This is a genomic window from Pseudooceanicola onchidii (assembly GCF_004959925.1).
Classification (GTDB): Bacteria; Pseudomonadota; Alphaproteobacteria; order Rhodobacterales; family Rhodobacteraceae; genus Pseudooceanicola; species Pseudooceanicola onchidii.
Genome location: NZ_SPUW01000001.1, coordinates 694510 through 710657, shown reverse-complemented (window position 1 = coordinate 710657; position 16148 = coordinate 694510). Strand labels below are relative to the sequence as shown.

The window sequence follows — 16148 nt, the reverse complement described above, 5'->3', positions numbered from 1 at the left end:
ATTTCCGCAGGGCTTTCGCAAAAGCAAAGGCCGCCCAAGGGGGACGGCCTTTGCCCATGTCGTCATGTGTGGGTCGGCTCAGCCGCGGCGCTTGCGACGCAGCGCGGCAACGCCACCGATTGCGGCGAGAAGCAGGGGCGCGGAGGCAGGCAGCGGAACGGCCGTGGCATCGACGACTGCGGTCGCGCGGAAAGCACCCGGCGCGCCGACATCACGCAAAGTGAAAACGAGGCTGTTCACGCCAGCAAGGAAGCCAGTGTTTGCCGAGTAATCGTGCAAGCTGTTGAAATTTCCCGTAACAACCGCATTCAGCGAATCGAGAATGGTGCCGTTGAGCGCAACAGTACCGACGTTGTCGACGCCCCACTTTCCGGACAGGCTGGCCGAGGAAACGTCGTATCCCGTCAGGTCGAAAGTAAAGGTGTAGGTCGTGTCAACGTTGACAGCGGTGCCGTTCCAGACCCACTCGGATGCGGGGGTCGTGACTTCGCTGGAATAGGATCCGTGAGACACGGCGTAGGACGGGCCGTCGTTAGATTCGATACCGCCATCATTACTGGCAAGCGTAGCGCCGGACGCAACGGTTGCCGCTTCGGCGGCGGTCAGGGCAAAAATAGAAACGGCAGCTGCCGTCATGGTCATTCTGATCATGCTAATTCCTTCGAGTAATGGGCCTTATCGGGCTCAAGGTGGTGTCACCTTGGCCCCGTCTAACCCGACACGCAGGAAATTGCACCCGTCAATTCGCGGGTGTCGCCGCCAATCACCAGTTCTCTTTGAACCACTGCACCGCGCGGCGCAGGCTTTTGGAGGGGTAGCGTTCGACCGGCAGATCGAAGTCCCAGCTTTCGTCCTGCGGACGCGCCGCAAAGAGGCACATGCCGACGGAGGACGCAAAACCGGGGCCGGTGGCGGCCTGTGGCAGACCATGCACGCGCAGCGGGCGACCCAGGCGGACGCGCTGGCCGAGGATGCGCGCGGCAAGGCCGTCAAGGCCGGGGATCTGGCTGGCGCCGCCGGTCAGCACGATCTGCTGGCTCGGCAGGTGATCGAAGCCCGCGGCGTCCAGGCGGTGGCGGACCTCTTCGAGGATTTCCTCGACGCGGGGGCGCATGATGCCGATCAGCTCGGCCACCGAAACTTCGCGCCGGTCGTGGTTCCAGTCGCCGGTCTCGCCCTTCAGCTCGATCCGTTCCAGATCGTCGCGGCCCGTGGCGACGACGCCGCCGTAGAAGGTCTTGATCCGTTCGGCATGAGAGGTCGGGATCTGCAGCGCCATCGAGATGTCCGAGGTCACGTGATCGCCGCCCATCCGCACCGTGTCGGCATAGATCATGTGCTTTTTCATGAAGATCGACAGGCCCGTGGTGCCGCCGCCCATGTCGATGCAGGCCGCGCCCAGTTCCTGCTCGTCCTCGACCAGGCAGGACACGCCGGTGACATAGGACGACGAGGCGATGCCCGCCAGTTCCAGGTCGCAGCGTTTCAGACAGTAGGCCAGGTTCTGCACGGCGATCGCATCGACGGTCAGCATGTGCACGTCGGTCGACAGGTGATGGCCGATCTGGCCGCGCGGGTCGCTGAGGCCCGATCGGTGATCCAGCGCGAAGTTCACGGGCTGGGCGTGCAGGACTTCGCGGTGCGCGCCATAGTCGGGCACGTCGCAGGAGGCCAGAACGCGGGAGATATCCTGTTCGGACACCGCCTGCCCTTCGACCTCGATCTCGCCCGAGAGGCCGTAGGACTTCGGGTCGGCGCCCGAGAAGCAGGCGATGACGTGATCGACGCGGATGTTGGCCATCTTCTGCGCGGCCTGAACGGCGGTGCGGATGGCGCGCTCGGCCTCGGGCATGCTGTCGATTTCACCGAAGTTCACGCCACGCGACCGGGTGGTGGCCGCGCCGATGACCCGGAAACCGACCTGCCCGGCGAGAGAGCCGCCGATATCGTCGCGCATCCCGCTGCCGGACTGGTCGATCCGCAGCACGAGGCAGGCGATCTTGGAGCTGCCGACGTCCAGAACGGCCACCACGCCGCGCTGCATCGCCGCCTTGCGCATGTTGCGCATCGCCCGCTGAGTCTCATAGAGCATCGTCATCTGCCCGTCTCCACACGCATGTCCTTGATCTGCCGCCAGCGTTCGAGCGCCCCGGCATTCATTCTAAGTGTCGGGCGCGCGGCAAGGCGCAGGTCCAGCGCCGCGATGTCCCGGTTCAGCACGTCCTGTGCGTCGTGCAATGCAATCGCCCGTTCCAGCGCCAGAACGGGCTGGTGCGCCGGCAGCATGATCCGCAGATCGCCGTCCAGCACGATGTCCCACCTGCGTTCGCCCATGCGGACAATGCCGCGCAGACGGTCATGCAGAGGAGAGATCACGCGCAGCAGGTCCATCGCCTCCTCCACGTGGTCGTTGGCGCCGTAGCCGGCGATCAGCGGCAGGTCGGGCCGCAGGGTGCGGCTGTCGAGTTCGCCGATGATGATGCCGGTGTTGTCCAGCACCTGGATGCCGTCGTTGCGCCGCCACAGCAGCGCCGGTTCGCGTTCGGTCACAGTGATTTCCAGCACGCCCAACTGGCGCACGCTGACCGAAGCCGCAGCCACCGCAGGCAGCCCGATGATGTTTTCGCGCAGCGTGTCGAGATCGAGATCGAAGGTCGAGACCGGGAAGTCGAGTTGCGAGATCTCACGGATATCGCCTTCGGTTTCGGCCGAGGCGCCGTCGATGGCCATCAGCTTGACCATGAATTCGGGGCGGGTTTCGATCTGGTTGCGCAGGTCGACAATGCCCAGAAGGACCGCATCCTTGCGATCAGCGTCGGACATGTAGATCAGCACCGCGCTCAGCCCGATCAGGAACGGCAGGAAGACCCGCAGCGTCAGGCGATAGGCCGGGGTCAGCATCAGGCGCTGCATCCGGTAGGCGGCGCGCGAGGGCGCGGGATCGGCCTTGGGCTTTGGGGCGGCGCGTTCGGCCGGGTCGGGCCGGGCACCGACGGGGCGGCGGGCGATCAGCGGCTGCATGAGGCATCCTCCACCAGCCAACGGCACAGGGCGCCAAAGCTGAAGCCACGGGCCTGCGCCTGTTCCGGCGTCAGCGAGGTCGGCGTCATGCCCGGCTGCGTGTTCGTCTCCAAAAGGATCAACCCGTCGAGCCCGCGCGCCTCGTCCCAACGGAAATCCGTCCGGCTCACCCCGCGACAGCCAAGCGCCATATGGGCGCGCACGGCGTAGTCGAGGCAGGCCTGTTCGATCTCGGACGGGATCTCAGCAGGGCAGACGTGGCGCGATCCGCCGGGGGCGTATTTCGCGGTATAGTCGTACCAGCCGTCGGTCAGGATGTCGGTGACGCAAAGCGCGCCCGGATCGCCCTCGCCCGTCCCCATGACCGAGACCGTCAGTTCACGGCCCGGCGCGAAGGCTTCGACCATGACGGTGTCGGGCATGTCGTCGGACAGGGCGGGCGGCGTGTTGGCGCCTTCGTTCACGATATAGACGCCGACCGACGACCCTTCGTTGTAGGGTTTGACGACATAGGGCGGCGCCATCACGTGGCGGGCGCGGACCTCATCCTTGCTGGCCAGCTGGCTTGCCACCACGGGCAGACCATGGGTGCGATAGATGCCCTTGGTCTTTTCCTTGTCCATGGCCAAGGCCGAGGCCAGAACGCCGGAATGCGTATAGGGAATCTTCAGCCATTCCAGCATACCCTGCACGCAGCCATCTTCACCGAAGGGGCCATGCAGGGCGTTGAAAACGACGTCGGGGGCGATCTGGGACAGGCGCGCAGGAAGATCGGGGCCTGCATCGACCTCGACCACGTCATACCCTTCACCCCGCAGGGCGGCCGCGCATTCACGCCCGGTGGATAAAGACACCTCGCGTTCTGCAGAGGGTCCACCCATCAGTACCGCCACCTTGAGGGTTGTCCTGCTCGACACACCCACTTAGCGCCTCATTCGGGCTTCTCGCCCTTGTTAGTAGCTTTTGACCTGGAAGGTCCTGTTTTCTGCCTGCGCTCAGCTGTCCTCTGACGGGACGAATTCTCCGATGCGCATGATTTCCCATTCTAGCGTCAAACCCGAGGATTGTAAGACCCTTTTTCGAACCTCTTCGCCCAATCCTTCAAGGTCGGCCGCCGTGGCGTCGCCGGTGTTGATCAGGAAGTTCGAATGTTTCTCGCTCATCTGCGCCCCGCCCTGCCGCGCGCCGCGCATCCCGGCGTCGTCGATGACCTTCCAGGCCTTGAGGTCGTGTACGTCATCCGCGCGCCCGGTCGACGAAAAGCCGGCCGGATTGCGGAAGGTCGACCCGGCGGTCCGGTCCTTGGTGGGTTGAGTTTCGTCACGCTTTTTCAGCTGCGCGTCCATGTGGGCGGCCAGTTCGGCGGGATCACCTGCGGGGCCTTCGAAGGTGACCTGGGTGATCACCCAGCCCTCGGGCAGATCGGTCTGGCGATAGGCGAAGTTCAGGTCATCCGCGCGCAGCGTCACCTGCTGCCCGTCACGGGTCACGGCTCGGGCGGCGATGAAATGATCGGCGGTATAGCTGCCATAGCAGCCAGCATTCATGCGAAGCGCCCCGCCGATGGAGCCCGGAATTGTGCGCAGGAAGGTCAGGTCGATCCCCGCCTCGGCCGCGCGCCTGGCGACATGGGCGTCCAGCGCGGCGGCGCCTGCGGTGACCCGTTGGCCTTCTGCTTCGATGGCGTTGAACCCGCGCCCCAGCCGGATCACCACGCCGCGCAGCCCGCCGTCGCGCACGATCAGGTTCGACCCGACGCCCATGGGAAACACGGGCACGTCGGCGTCGAGATGGGCCAGGAAATACGCCAGGTCGTCTTCGTCGGCGGGCTGGAAGAACCAGTCAGCCGGGCCGCCGACGCGCAGCCATGTCAGGTCGGACAGGGCACGGTCGCCGGTCAGGCGGCCGCGGATCTCGATCTGGTCTGGGCGGGGCATGGCAGTTCCTTTCCGGCGTCGCGCCGGGATAGCAACCGCGCCCCGCGCCGTCCAGCCGGCGGTGTCAGGCGAAGCGTGCCCGACGCGCTTGGATCGCTCGCACGATGACCCGCGCGCCCAGCCCCAGCAGGCTGCCCGCAACAAGCATCACCCCGATGCCCCCGATCAGAAGCAGGTCCGACCCGGGGATCGGAACATAGACGGTCTGCAACAGGATCAGCACGCCCATGACCGGCAGGATCAACCCCTTGGGCCAGATGCGCGTGCTGGTCAGCGCGTAACAGACCGACAGCCCCGTCAGGAACGACAGGATCGTGACGATGAAGAAGTAGTTTGTCTGAAGGAAGAACATGTGAGTGGCCCCATCCCTTGATGGGGATGATGGTCCATCATCAACATGTGACCGGCAAACCTAAAACCCGATCAGCGGGAACTCGCCCATAAAGAGAGTCGATTTTGCAACACCGGGATCGCAGGGGTGGACGCCTGTCCACCCCACGCTAGGCCGCTAGTTGGCCAGTCGCGTCGGCAGGTTGTTCGCCCAGGCGGAAATCGTACCAGCGCCGAGACAGACGACCATGTCGCCCTCCTGCGCCTGTTCCTTCACCAGTGCGACAAGATCGTCTTCCGAGGTGATGGCACGGGCGTGGCGATGGCCGTGACGGATCAGACCGGCGACCAGATCATCGCGCGACGCCCCGGGGATCGGATCTTCGCCTGCGGCATAGACCTCGGCAATGGCGACGACATCGGCGTCGTTGAAACAGGCGCAGAAGTCGTCGAACAGGGTGTGCAGGCGCGAATAGCGGTGCGGCTGGTGCACGGCGATCACCCGGCCCTCGGTCGCCTGCCGCGCGGCCTTGAGCACGGCGGCGATTTCCACAGGGTGGTGGCCGTAGTCGTCGATCACCGTGACGCCGTTCACCTCGCCCACCTTGGTGAAGCGGCGGTTGACGCCTCCGAAGTTCGCCAGAGCGGTGCGGATCTCGTCCTTCTTCATGCCCAGATGACGCGCGACGGCGACTGCCGATAGCGCGTTCGACACGTTGTGATCGCCGGGCATCGGCAGGGTGCAGCCGTCGATCCTGTCGCCTTCGGCCTGCAGCAGGATGTCGAAATGCGCGACGCCGGCCTTGTAGCTCAGGTTGGCGGCGCGGATGTCGGCCTGGGCGTTGAAACCATAGGTGACGACGCGGCGGTCGGTGATCTTGCCGACCAGCGCCTGCACTTCGGGATGATCGGTGCAGCAGATGGCGAGACCGTAGAAGGGGATATTCGACACGAAATCCAGGAAGCCCTTTCGCAGCGTGTCGAAGTCGCCCCAGTGATCCATGTGTTCGGGATCGATGTTCGTGACGATGGCGATGGTTGCGGGAAGGCGGTTGAAGGTGCCGTCGGATTCATCCGCCTCGACCACCATCCATTCGCCCAGACCCACGCGGGCGTTCGAGCCATAGGCGTGGATGATGCCGCCGTTGATCACGGTCGGGTCGACCTGCCCCGCATCCAGCAGCGTCGCGACCATGGTGGTGGTCGTCGTCTTGCCGTGGGTTCCGGCGACGGCAATGTTGGATTTCAGGCGCATCAGCTCGGCCAGCATCTCGGCCCGGCGGACGACAGGAAGGCCACGGCGGCGGGCCTCGTCCAGTTCCGGGTTGCCCGGCTTGATCGCGGACGAGATCACGACAACCTGCGCATTTTCAAGGTTCTCGGCCCGCTGGCCTTCGAAGATCGTCGCGCCCAGCCCGGCCAGCCGGTCGGTGATCTTCGAGGTCTTCAGGTCGGACCCCTGAACGGTATAGCCGTGGTTCAGCAGCACCTCGGCGATGCCCGACATGCCGATGCCGCCGATGCCGACGAAATGGATGGGGCCCACGTCTCCGGGGAGTTTGGTCGCTGCGTTCACGGTACTGTCCTTTGTTCACGGTCGCCGGATGGCGCCCTTTACCCCTTGGCGGCGAGGGTTTCCACCATCTCGGCCAGCGCGACCGCCGCATCGGGACGTCCGACCGACAGGGCCGCGCGCGCCATATGCTCTGCCGCCTGCGGGTTCGACAAGATGCTGTCGATCTGTTCGGCGAGAGTCTGCGCCTCGAAGTGCTTCTCGGGCACGAGGATCGCGGCGTCGGCATTCACCAGCCCGCGCGCATTGGCGGTCTGTTCGTCGCGGATCGCGGCGGCCAGCGGCACAAGGATCGACGGACGGCCGATCACGGTCAGGTCCGCCACGGTCGAAGCCCCTGCCCGGCTGATCACCAGCTGTGCCTCACTGAGCCGGGTCGGCACATCGTGGAAGAAGGGTTCGACATCCGCGTCGATGCCGTTTTCGGCATAGTACGCGGCCACGCGCTCCTGGTCCTCGTCACGCGCCTGATGGCTGACACGGATGTGCCGCAGACGTTCGGGCGGCAGGGCGGCAATGGCGGGTGGCACGACATCGGACAGGATCCGCGCGCCCTGCGATCCGCCGATGACGAGGATCGACATCGGGTAATCGCCCGGCGGAATGTACCCGGCGCCCGCCCGGTCATGCACCGCAGCGCGGACGGGGTTGCCGGTGTGCACGGCCTCGACGCCCTCGGGCAGGGTCGTGGGCCAGGTGCCGCAGGCCACCGCATCGACGCGCTTGGCAAAGATCTGGTTCACCCGGCCCAGCACGCCGTTCTGTTCATGGATCATCCGCGGGCGTCGTAGGATGGTTGCCGCCGCCATCGCCGGGATCGCGGGATAGCCACCGAACCCGACGACCACACTGGGCTTGTCGCGCAGCATCTTCCACACGGCCCCGATCACGCCACCGATGATCCGGAACGGCACCATGGCCTTGGCCGCCAGGCCGCCGCGCGCGAAGGTAGCCGAGGACAGCACCTCGATCTCGACGCCCGGGGGGAAGCCGCCGGTATAGCGCGCGCCGCGCGCATCGGTCGAAAGTTTGACCCGCCAGCCCCGGGCCAGCATGGTTTCCGCCAGGGCCTGCGCGGGGAACATGTGCCCCCCGGTGCCGCCCGCCGCGATGATCAGCAGCGGTGCAGACAGGTTCATCGGCTTCGTCCTGACAGAAGGTCGGTGATCTCGCCCTGCGGACGGCTGCGGGTCAGCGCCAGCAGCATGCCGACGGCGATTCCCGAGGCGATGACTGACGACCCGCCGTAGGAAATGAAGGGCAGCGTCATCCCCTTCGAGGGCAGCAGACGCACCGCAACACCAAGGTTGATCATCGCCTGCACGCCGAATGTCGCGGCCAGCCCCACGCCCGCCAGGCGGACAAAGGGATCGCGTTCGCGCGTCAGCCGCAGCAGGGAGCGAAGCACAAGGCTCAGGTACAGCAGGATGATGACCGCGACGAGGACAAGGCCGTATTCCTCGGCCGCGACGGCGATGATGAAGTCGGTGTGCGCATCGGGCAGCGACATCTTGACCTCGCCCTGGCCGACGCCGACGCCGAACAGACCGCCTTCGCGGATGGCGTTCGTGGCATAGCCGATCTGCGTGGTCGGGTCGATTTCCGAGGTCAGGAAGCCGTCGATCCGCCGCGCGAAGTGTTCCGAGCTGTTGTAGGCCATGACGCCGAAGATCACGACGCCCCCGGCCATGGCCAGCAGCAGCTTCAGCGACGCACCGGCGACGAAATACATCACGCCCCAGCCAAACAGCACCAGGCTGGCCTGTCCGAAGTCTGGCTGCGCGGCCAGAAAGCCGACGATGATCGTCATCAACATGAAGGACCAGAGCCGCCCCGGAGGCCCGTTCAGGTCCTGCGCGGCCGCCAGCAGCCAGGCGGTGACGACCATGAAGACGGGTTTGAGGAATTCCGACGGCTGGAGCGACGCGAACCCGAGCGAATACCACCGCGTCGCGCCCTTGCCGAAGTCGGTGCCGAAGACCGGCAGCAGGGCGATGGCGGCGAAGGCCACCATGAACCCCAGCACCGACAGGCGGCGCACCGATTGCGGCGTCATGATCGAGGTCACGATCATCGCGATCATCGCCAGCGTGCCGAAAAAGGCCTGCCGCGTCACGTAGTGGAAGGGCGGATAGCCGTTGCGCTCAGCCAGCGGCGGAGAAGCCGCAAGCCCCAGAAGCAGGCCGATCGCAAAAAGGATAATGATCGTGAAGAGTGACCAACGATCGATCGTCCGCCACCACTTGGGAAGGATCGGCTCTCCGTCCGGGACGGGGAGCGCGCCATACACCATCTCTGTCATTGGACACTGCCTTCTGCCTCTGTCCGCCCCGTTTTTCGGGGTCTGATGCCATAGTTTAGCCAATTTTTGCCGCTCTGGCCAGTCTGAATGCACGCCGCCCGCGTTGCGCTGGCTGCCGGTTTGCGGCATGGGCGGGGGATGGAGTTTGACACGATCATCCTTGGCGCCGGGGCGGCCGGCCTGATGTGCGCCGCGCATTGCGGCGGGCGGGTGCTGATCGTGGATCATGCGAAGAAGGCCGGGGAAAAGATCCGGATTTCCGGCGGCGGGCGGTGCAACTTTACCAACACGGGCTGTGAGCCAGGCAATTTCCTGTCGCAGAACAGGCACTTCGTCAAATCCGCCCTGGCGGGCTATGGCCCTTGGGATTTCGTGTCGCTGGTGTCGGACCATGGCATTGCCTGGCATGAGAAAACGCTTGGGCAGCTTTTTTGCGACGACAGCGCCATGCAGATCGTGTCGATGCTGACGGGCATGGTCGCGGATGCGGGGGCCGAGCTTCGGCTCTCCACGTCGGTCGCGGGCGTGGAGGCGGTGCCGGGCGGTTATCGCGTGGCCCTGTCCTCGGGCGTGGTGACGGCGCGATCGCTGGTCGTGGCCACCGGCGGCAAGTCGATCCCCAAGATGGGCGCGACGGGCCTGGCCTATGATATCGCACGGCAATTCGGGCTGGATCTGGTCGAGACGCGCGCGGGTCTTGTACCCTTCACCTTCCCCGAGGGGCGATTTGCGCCACTGGCCGGCGTGGCCTTGCTCGTCAACGCAGGCGCCCAGACCGGCCCCGAATTCGCCGAGGCGCTGCTTTTCACGCACCGGGGGTTGTCGGGTCCGTCGATGCTGCAGGTCAGCTCCTACTGGCGCGAGGGAGAGGCCGTGCGCATCGACCTGCTCCCTGCTGCGTCGGCCTTCGACGCCCTGCGCGCGGCCCGGTCCGAGGCCGGCCGCCGCGGCCTGGCCCGTGCCCTGTCCGCGCTGATCCCGGCCCGCCTGGCCGACGCACTGGTCGAGGAAACGGGGCTGACCGGCAACCTGGCCGACATGTCCGACGCGGTCCTGCGAGAGGTCGCCGATCGGTTGCACCACTGGCAGGTCGTGCCGGGCGGCACCGAAGGCTACCGCACCGCCGAGGTTACGCTTGGCGGCGTATCCACCGATGCGCTGTCGAGCAAGACGATGGAAGCCAAGGCGCAGCCGGGCCTCTATTTCATCGGCGAATGTGTCGACGTGACGGGCTGGTTGGGCGGCTACAACTTCCAGTGGGCCTGGGCGTCGGCCATGGCAGCAGCGCGGGCGATCCGCGCGGTTTAGTCTTCGTTCTCAGCGGCTTGCATGGCGTTACTCATGCGACCACCCCGGCGCCGGGCCTTTTGGCCCGCTTATTCGTCAAATTGACTCAAAATGGGAATCTTTGCGTCAGTATTCGAACCAACGCCCAGCAATTGGTCGCAGCAGGATAAGGAAACTTGAGCTACCCTTCGGCGATCAATGCGTTTACCCGGGCCACGAAATCCTCTCCACGCCGCTCAAAGCTGTCGTACTGGTCAAATGATGCTGCAGCCGGAGCCAGAAGGACCGTATCCCCCGCCTCGGCATCCTCGGCAGCGCGTGCGACGGCGGTGGCCATGTCGGTGCAGACCTCTGCGTCGACCCCCCGCAGCTTTACGGCAAATTGCGCGGCCTCACGCCCGATGACATAGGCCCGGCGCACGGAGCCGGTGGCAGGCAGCAGGTCATCCAGCCCCCCCTCCTTCTCAAGCCCGCCGCAGATCCACCGGATGTTTTCAAAGGCGCCAAGGGCCTTTGCGGCAGCATCCACATTCGTCGCCTTACTGTCATTTACGAAACGGACACCATGATGTTCGGCCACGGTCTGGCTCCGGTGCGGCAGGCCTGCAAAGCTGTGGAAGGCGGCTTCGATCACGCGCGGCGCCAGCCCGAGCGCGCGACATGCGGCATAGGCAGCGCAGGCATTCTGGTGGTTGTGGGCACCGGGCAGACCGGTGATGCCCCGCAGATCGATCGCGCCGACCTGCTTGCCCTTGCGCCATTCGGTCAGGAAGCCCTTGCGCGCATAGACCAGCCAACCCGGCCCTGCCAGCTTGCGCCCGGACGACACACGGATCACCCGATCATCCACCGCCCCTTCGGACAGCTGGTTGGCCAGATACAGCCCCTCGTCCTCGTCCACGCCAATCACGGCGCGGTCCGGTCCGCCTTCGGCAAACAGCCGACGCTTGGCCGCGAAATAGCCGCCCAGGCCCGCATGCCGGTCAAGGTGATCCGGCGAAAGGTTCGTGAATATGGCCACATCCGGCGTCAGCGCCCGCGCCAGGTCGGTCTGGTAGGACGACAGTTCCAACACCACGACGCCGCCATCTTCGGGCGGATCGATGTCCAGCACGCCACGCCCGATATTGCCGGCCAGTTGCGCCGATCGCCCGGCGGTGACGCAGATATGGTGGATCAGGGCCGAGGTCGTCGATTTCCCGTTCGACCCGGTGACCGCCACGACCTTGGGCTGGCTGTCGAAATCGTCCCAGTCCGCACCACCGAGCGAGCGGAAGAAAAGCCCGATGTCATTGTCGACCGGCACGCCCTGGTCCCAGGCCAGCCGGATCACCGGATTGGGATCGGGGTAAAGATGCGGGATGCCGGGGCTGACGATCAGGGCGGCCACGCCCTCCATCCCGGCAGGCTTGGAGAGATCGGCGGTGAGGAACCCCTCGGCCTCGGCCTTGTCGCGGGCGGCGGGGTTGTCGTCCCAGCAGATCGGCTCCGCGCCGCCGGCCCGCAGCGCCCGTGCGGCAATCAGGCCGGACCGCCCCAGCCCCAGCACCGCAATCTTCTGCCCTTCCACACCGCGCACCGGGATCATGCCCGCATCCCCTTCATCTTGCCCAAAATACTCTGGGGGGTGTGGGGGCGCACAGCCCCCGCTCCCTACCGCAGTTTCAGCGTTGCCAGACCGACGAGGGCCAGGATCAGCGAAATGATCCAGAACCGGATGACGATGGTCGGCTCGGCCCAGCCCTTCTTTTCGTAGTGGTGGTGGATCGGCGCCATCAGGAAGACGCGCTTGCCGGTGCGCTTGAAGTAGGCGACCTGGATGATCACCGACAACGCCTCGACCACGAAGATGCCGCCGACGATGCCCAGAACGATCTCGTGCTTGGTGGCCACGCCGATCGCCCCGATCGCGCCGCCAAGCGCCAGCGATCCGGTGTCGCCCATGAAGACGGCGGCGGGCGGGGCGTTGTACCACAGAAAGCCCAGGCCACCGCCGATCAGGCCCGCGACGAAGATCAGGATTTCCCCGGTGCCGGGGACGTAGTGCACATCCAGATATTCGGAAAAGTCAACGCGACCAACGGTGTAGGCGATGATGCCAAGCGCCCCGGCCGCGATCATCGACGGCATGATCGCCAGCCCGTCCAGCCCGTCGGTCAGGTTCACGGCGTTGGCCGCGCCGACGATCACGAACATGGCGAAGGGCAGGAAGAAATAGCTCATGTTCCAGAGCACGTCCTTGAACACCGGCAGGGCCAGGCGGAACTGAAGCTCCTCGGGGTGCAGCATCGACGCCCAGTAGGAGGCGACGAAGGCAATGGCGAAGCCCAGCAGCAGCCGCACGCGCCCCGGCACGCCCTTGGTGTTCTGTTTCGACACCTTGGCATAGTCGTCGGCAAAGCCGATCAGGCCGAAGGCCAGCGTCACGAAGAGCACGATCCAGACATAGCCGTTGTCGAGCCGCGCCCAGAGCAGGGTCGAGGTCACCAGTGCGCCCACGATCAAGAGCCCGCCCATGGTCGGCGTGCCGGCCTTGACGAAATGCCCCTCGGGGCCGTCGTTGCGGATCGGCTGGCCCTTGCCCTGACGGCGGCGCAGCACGTTGATCAGCGGGCGGCCGAAGATGAATCCGAAGATCAGCGCCGTCATGAAGGCGCCGCCGGCGCGGAAGGTGATGTAGCGGAACAGGTTGAAGACGTCTCCGCCGTCAGAGAGCGCTGTTAACCAATACAACATCTCGCGTCCTCCTTGGGGTCTGCCTCAATTGTCCGGCGCGGGATGCCCCAGTTTGCGCATCGCGTCAACAACCAGACTGACCTTGGACCCCTTGGATCCCTTGACCAGCACGACATCGCCGGCGTCGACCAGCCGACTGGCCGCGCGGGCCAGCTCTTCCGCGGCATCGGCATACCGCCCGCGCTTTTCGGGCGGCAGCGCATCATACAGCGCCTTCATCCGGGTGCCGACGCAGTGCACGAGATCCAGCTTGGCGACAGACGGCAGATCGGCCAGCCGCGCGTGCATCGCGATCTCGTCGGGGCCGAGCTCCAGCATCTCGCCCAGCACCGCGATGCGGCGGCCCTTTGCATGACGGCCCAGGTTGTTTTCGGTGCGCGCGGCGGCGATCACCTCGAGCGAGGCGGCCATCGACACCGGGTTCGCGTTGAAGGCATCGTCGATCAGTTCGAACGACAGGCGATCGTCCACGGTGTCCAGCAACAGGCGTTCGCGCATGCCCCGTCCGGCGGGCGGCGCCCAATGGCCAAGGCTGGCGCAGGCCAGCGCCCGATCCAGCTTGAGCGCCTGCACCACGGCCAACACGCCAAGCGCGTTCTGCGCGTAATGGCGCCCGGCGGCCGCAACCTTGAACATCGCCTTGGCGCGCCAGATCCGGGCCAGTGCGACGGTGGTGTCGTCGACGATTTCGACCGTCATCAGGCGGTGGTGGTTGGCGGGGTTTTCGCCGAAGGTCAGAATGGTGGCATGGGCGGCGCGGGCGGCGTCGATTAGGATCGGGGTGGTGTCGAGATCGCCGTTGATAACCGCATGACCTTTGGGCATCAGGCCACTGAAGATGCTGGCCTTTTCCCGCGCGATCCCGCTGATGTCGTCGAAGGCTTCCAGATGCGCGGTGCCGACGGTCGTGATCATGGCGACATGCGGCCGGGCCAGATTGGCCAGCGGCGCGATCTCACCGGGGTGGTTCATGCCGATCTCGATCACGGCGACCTCGGTCTCGCGCGGCATCCGGGCCAGCGTCAGCGGCACGCCCCAGTGGTTGTTATAGGAGGCCTCGGCCGCGTGGACCCTGCGCTGGTCGCCGATGACCGCGCGCAGCATCTCCTTGGTCGAGGTCTTGCCGACCGACCCGGTGACAGCGACGACCTTGCCGGTCATGCGGGCACGCGCGGCCCGGCCAAGCGCCTCGAGCCCGCGCAGCACGTCGGGCACGATCAGCAGCGGCGCGTCCGAGGCGACACCATCAGGCACACGGGTGACAAGGGCGGCGGCCGCCCCTTTTTCAAGCGCCTGCGCCACGAAATCATGGCCATCGCGCGCGGCCGACAGGGCCACGAACAGATCGCCGGGCTGCAGGGTACGGGTGTCGATCGACACGCCCGTTGCCTGCCAGTTCCCCGAGGTCTTGCCACCGGTTGCCTGCGCGGCCTCTGCCGCCGTCCACAGCGTCATGGCAGCCGTCCGTCCAGCGCGGACACGGCAACGCTGGCTTGTTCGGAATCGTCAAAGGGATAGGTGGTATCCCCGACAATCTGACCCGTTTCATGTCCCTTTCCGGCAATCAACAGCGCATCGCCCGGACCCAGTGAATCGACCGCCCGCAGGATCGCCTCGGCCCGGTCGGCGACCTCGGTCGCCTCGGGGCAGCCCATCAGGACGGCCTGCCGGATCGCGGCGGGATCTTCGCTGCGCGGGTTGTCGTCGGTCACGAAGACAACGTCGGCGTTCGTTGCAGCGGCTTCGCCCATCAGCGGACGCTTGGTCCGATCCCGGTCGCCCCCTGCCCCGATCACGGCAATCAGCCGCCCCATGACATGCGGCCGCAGCGCCTTGAGCGCCGTGGCCACGGCATCGGGCGTATGGGCATAATCGACAAAGACCGCCGCCCCATTGGCGCGGCGCGCGGCCAGCTCCATCCGGCCATGCACGGTGGTCAGCGCGGGAAGGACGGCAAAGACCTCGTCCGGGTCTTCGCCCGACAGGATCGCCATGCCGGCCGCAACAAGCACGTTCTCGGCCTGAAAGCCGCCGATCAGGTTCAGCGTGGCCTGATGAATTTCGCCGTCAAAGGAAAAGCGGATCGTCTGGCTGTCGGCATCGAAGCGGCGGCCCAGGATCTGGATCTCGGCCTCGGCCGACGATCCGACGGTCAGGACATCCAGCCCGCGGTCGGCGGCGATATCGGCCATGTCTTCGCCGCGCAGCCCGTCGATGTTGATCACGGCGGCGGCGTCGGGGGGCAGGACACGGGTGAAAAGGCCCGCCTTGGCGTGAAAATAGTCCTCGAAATCCTTGTGATAATCGAGGTGGTCCTGCGTGAGGTTGGTGAACCCGCCGACCTTCAGCACCACGCCATCCAGCCGCCGCTGGCGCAGCCCGTGGGACGAGGCCTCCATCGCGGCATGGGTGATGCCCGCGTCCGCCAGTTCGGCCAGCATCCGGTGCAGGGTGATGGGTTCGGGTGTCGTGTGCATCAGTGGCGCGGAATAGCTGCCTTCGACCCCGGTGGTGCCAAGGTTCACGGCCTCGCGCCCGACCAGCATCCAGATCTGGCGCAGGAAGGTCGACACCGAGGTCTTGCCGTTGGTGCCAGTGACGGCGGCCATGGTGGGGGGCTGGCGCTGGAACCACAGCGCGGCGGTATAGGCCAGGGCCTGCCGGGGGTCTTCGGCGATCACCACGGCGGCGTCGCTGTCGGCCAGAACGTCGGCGGCGATCCGCGCACCTTCGGCGTCGGTCAGCACGGCCGAGGCCCCCTGACGCAGCGCGTACTGGATGAATTCGCCCCCGTGCATCCGCGTGCCGGGCATGGCCGCGAACAGATAGCCGTCCTCGACCTCGCGGCTGTCGACCGCGATGCCGGTCACCACGGCGTCCCGTCCGCCCTGCGCGGAAAGGCCCAGCTGTCCGAGTGTCTGCGTCTGGGAAGCTTCTGCTGCCATCGCCTGTCGCCTTTCCG

The 16148-nt window shown here is 66.1% G+C and carries 14 protein-coding genes; 1 reads left to right on the top strand and 13 read right to left on the bottom strand.

Going from position 1 to position 16148, the window contains the following annotated elements; genetic code table 11:
- Positions 1-78 precede the first annotated feature (78 nt).
- The 9 genes from E4S58_RS03415 to E4S58_RS03375 form a co-directional block, all read right to left on the bottom strand.
- A complete protein-coding gene (locus tag E4S58_RS03415; RefSeq protein ID WP_136634896.1) occupies positions 79-651 on the bottom strand; it encodes a VPLPA-CTERM sorting domain-containing protein in 573 nt (190 codons plus the stop codon).
- A gap of 112 nt (positions 652-763) precedes the next feature.
- Positions 764-2098, bottom strand: a complete 1335-nt coding sequence (ftsA, locus tag E4S58_RS03410) for a cell division protein FtsA (protein ID WP_136634895.1) — start codon at positions 2096-2098, stop codon at positions 764-766.
- The gene (locus E4S58_RS03405; RefSeq protein WP_136634894.1) at positions 2095-3021 is read right to left on the bottom strand and encodes a cell division protein FtsQ/DivIB; all 927 of its coding nucleotides are present in this window, start codon (positions 3019-3021) and stop codon (positions 2095-2097) included. The genes ftsA and E4S58_RS03405 overlap by 4 nt, the downstream gene beginning before the upstream one ends.
- A complete protein-coding gene (locus tag E4S58_RS03400; protein WP_205965351.1) occupies positions 3009-3944 on the bottom strand; it encodes a D-alanine--D-alanine ligase in 936 nt (311 codons plus the stop codon). Before E4S58_RS03400 ends, E4S58_RS03405 begins: the two co-directional genes overlap by 13 nt.
- Positions 3945-4016: 72 nt before the next feature.
- Positions 4017-4958, bottom strand: a complete 942-nt coding sequence (gene murB, locus E4S58_RS03395; protein ID WP_136634892.1) for a UDP-N-acetylmuramate dehydrogenase — start codon at positions 4956-4958, stop codon at positions 4017-4019.
- Between the two features lie 64 nt (positions 4959-5022).
- Positions 5023-5310: a hypothetical protein gene (locus E4S58_RS03390; protein ID WP_136634891.1), complete on the bottom strand. Its 288-nt coding sequence runs from the start codon at positions 5308-5310 to the stop codon at positions 5023-5025.
- A gap of 156 nt (positions 5311-5466) precedes the next feature.
- Positions 5467-6864, bottom strand: coding sequence for a UDP-N-acetylmuramate--L-alanine ligase (murC, locus tag E4S58_RS03385; RefSeq protein WP_136634890.1), 1398 nt, complete (start codon positions 6862-6864; stop codon positions 5467-5469).
- 38 nt (positions 6865-6902) lie between these two features.
- Complete coding sequence (gene murG, locus E4S58_RS03380) at positions 6903-8000, bottom strand: undecaprenyldiphospho-muramoylpentapeptide beta-N-acetylglucosaminyltransferase (protein WP_205965350.1); 1098 nt, start codon at positions 7998-8000, stop codon at positions 6903-6905.
- On the bottom strand, positions 7997-9163 hold the full coding sequence (locus tag E4S58_RS03375) for a peptidoglycan glycosyltransferase FtsW (protein ID WP_136634889.1): 1167 nt from the start codon (positions 9161-9163) through the stop codon (positions 7997-7999). The genes murG and E4S58_RS03375 overlap by 4 nt, the downstream gene beginning before the upstream one ends.
- Before the next feature lie 138 nt (positions 9164-9301).
- Between E4S58_RS03375 and E4S58_RS03370 the strand changes: the two genes are divergently transcribed.
- Positions 9302-10471, top strand: a complete 1170-nt coding sequence (locus tag E4S58_RS03370) for a BaiN/RdsA family NAD(P)/FAD-dependent oxidoreductase (RefSeq protein WP_136634888.1) — start codon at positions 9302-9304, stop codon at positions 10469-10471.
- A gap of 160 nt (positions 10472-10631) precedes the next feature.
- Here E4S58_RS03370 and murD read toward each other — a convergent pair whose 3' ends face one another.
- The 4 genes from murD to E4S58_RS03350 all read right to left on the bottom strand — a co-directional run bounded on the left by murD (position 10632) and on the right by E4S58_RS03350 (position 16131).
- Positions 10632-12038: a UDP-N-acetylmuramoyl-L-alanine--D-glutamate ligase gene (gene murD, locus E4S58_RS03365; protein ID WP_136634887.1), complete on the bottom strand. Its 1407-nt coding sequence runs from the start codon at positions 12036-12038 to the stop codon at positions 10632-10634.
- 65 nt (positions 12039-12103) lie between these two features.
- The gene (mraY, locus tag E4S58_RS03360) at positions 12104-13186 is read right to left on the bottom strand and encodes a phospho-N-acetylmuramoyl-pentapeptide-transferase (RefSeq protein WP_136634886.1); all 1083 of its coding nucleotides are present in this window, start codon (positions 13184-13186) and stop codon (positions 12104-12106) included.
- Positions 13187-13210: 24 nt separating this feature from the next.
- A complete protein-coding gene (locus E4S58_RS03355) occupies positions 13211-14641 on the bottom strand; it encodes a UDP-N-acetylmuramoyl-tripeptide--D-alanyl-D-alanine ligase (protein WP_136634885.1) in 1431 nt (476 codons plus the stop codon).
- Positions 14638-16131, bottom strand: a complete 1494-nt coding sequence (locus E4S58_RS03350) for a UDP-N-acetylmuramoyl-L-alanyl-D-glutamate--2,6-diaminopimelate ligase (RefSeq protein WP_136634884.1) — start codon at positions 16129-16131, stop codon at positions 14638-14640. Before E4S58_RS03350 ends, E4S58_RS03355 begins: the two co-directional genes overlap by 4 nt.
- Between the last annotated feature and the right edge of the window lie 17 nt (positions 16132-16148).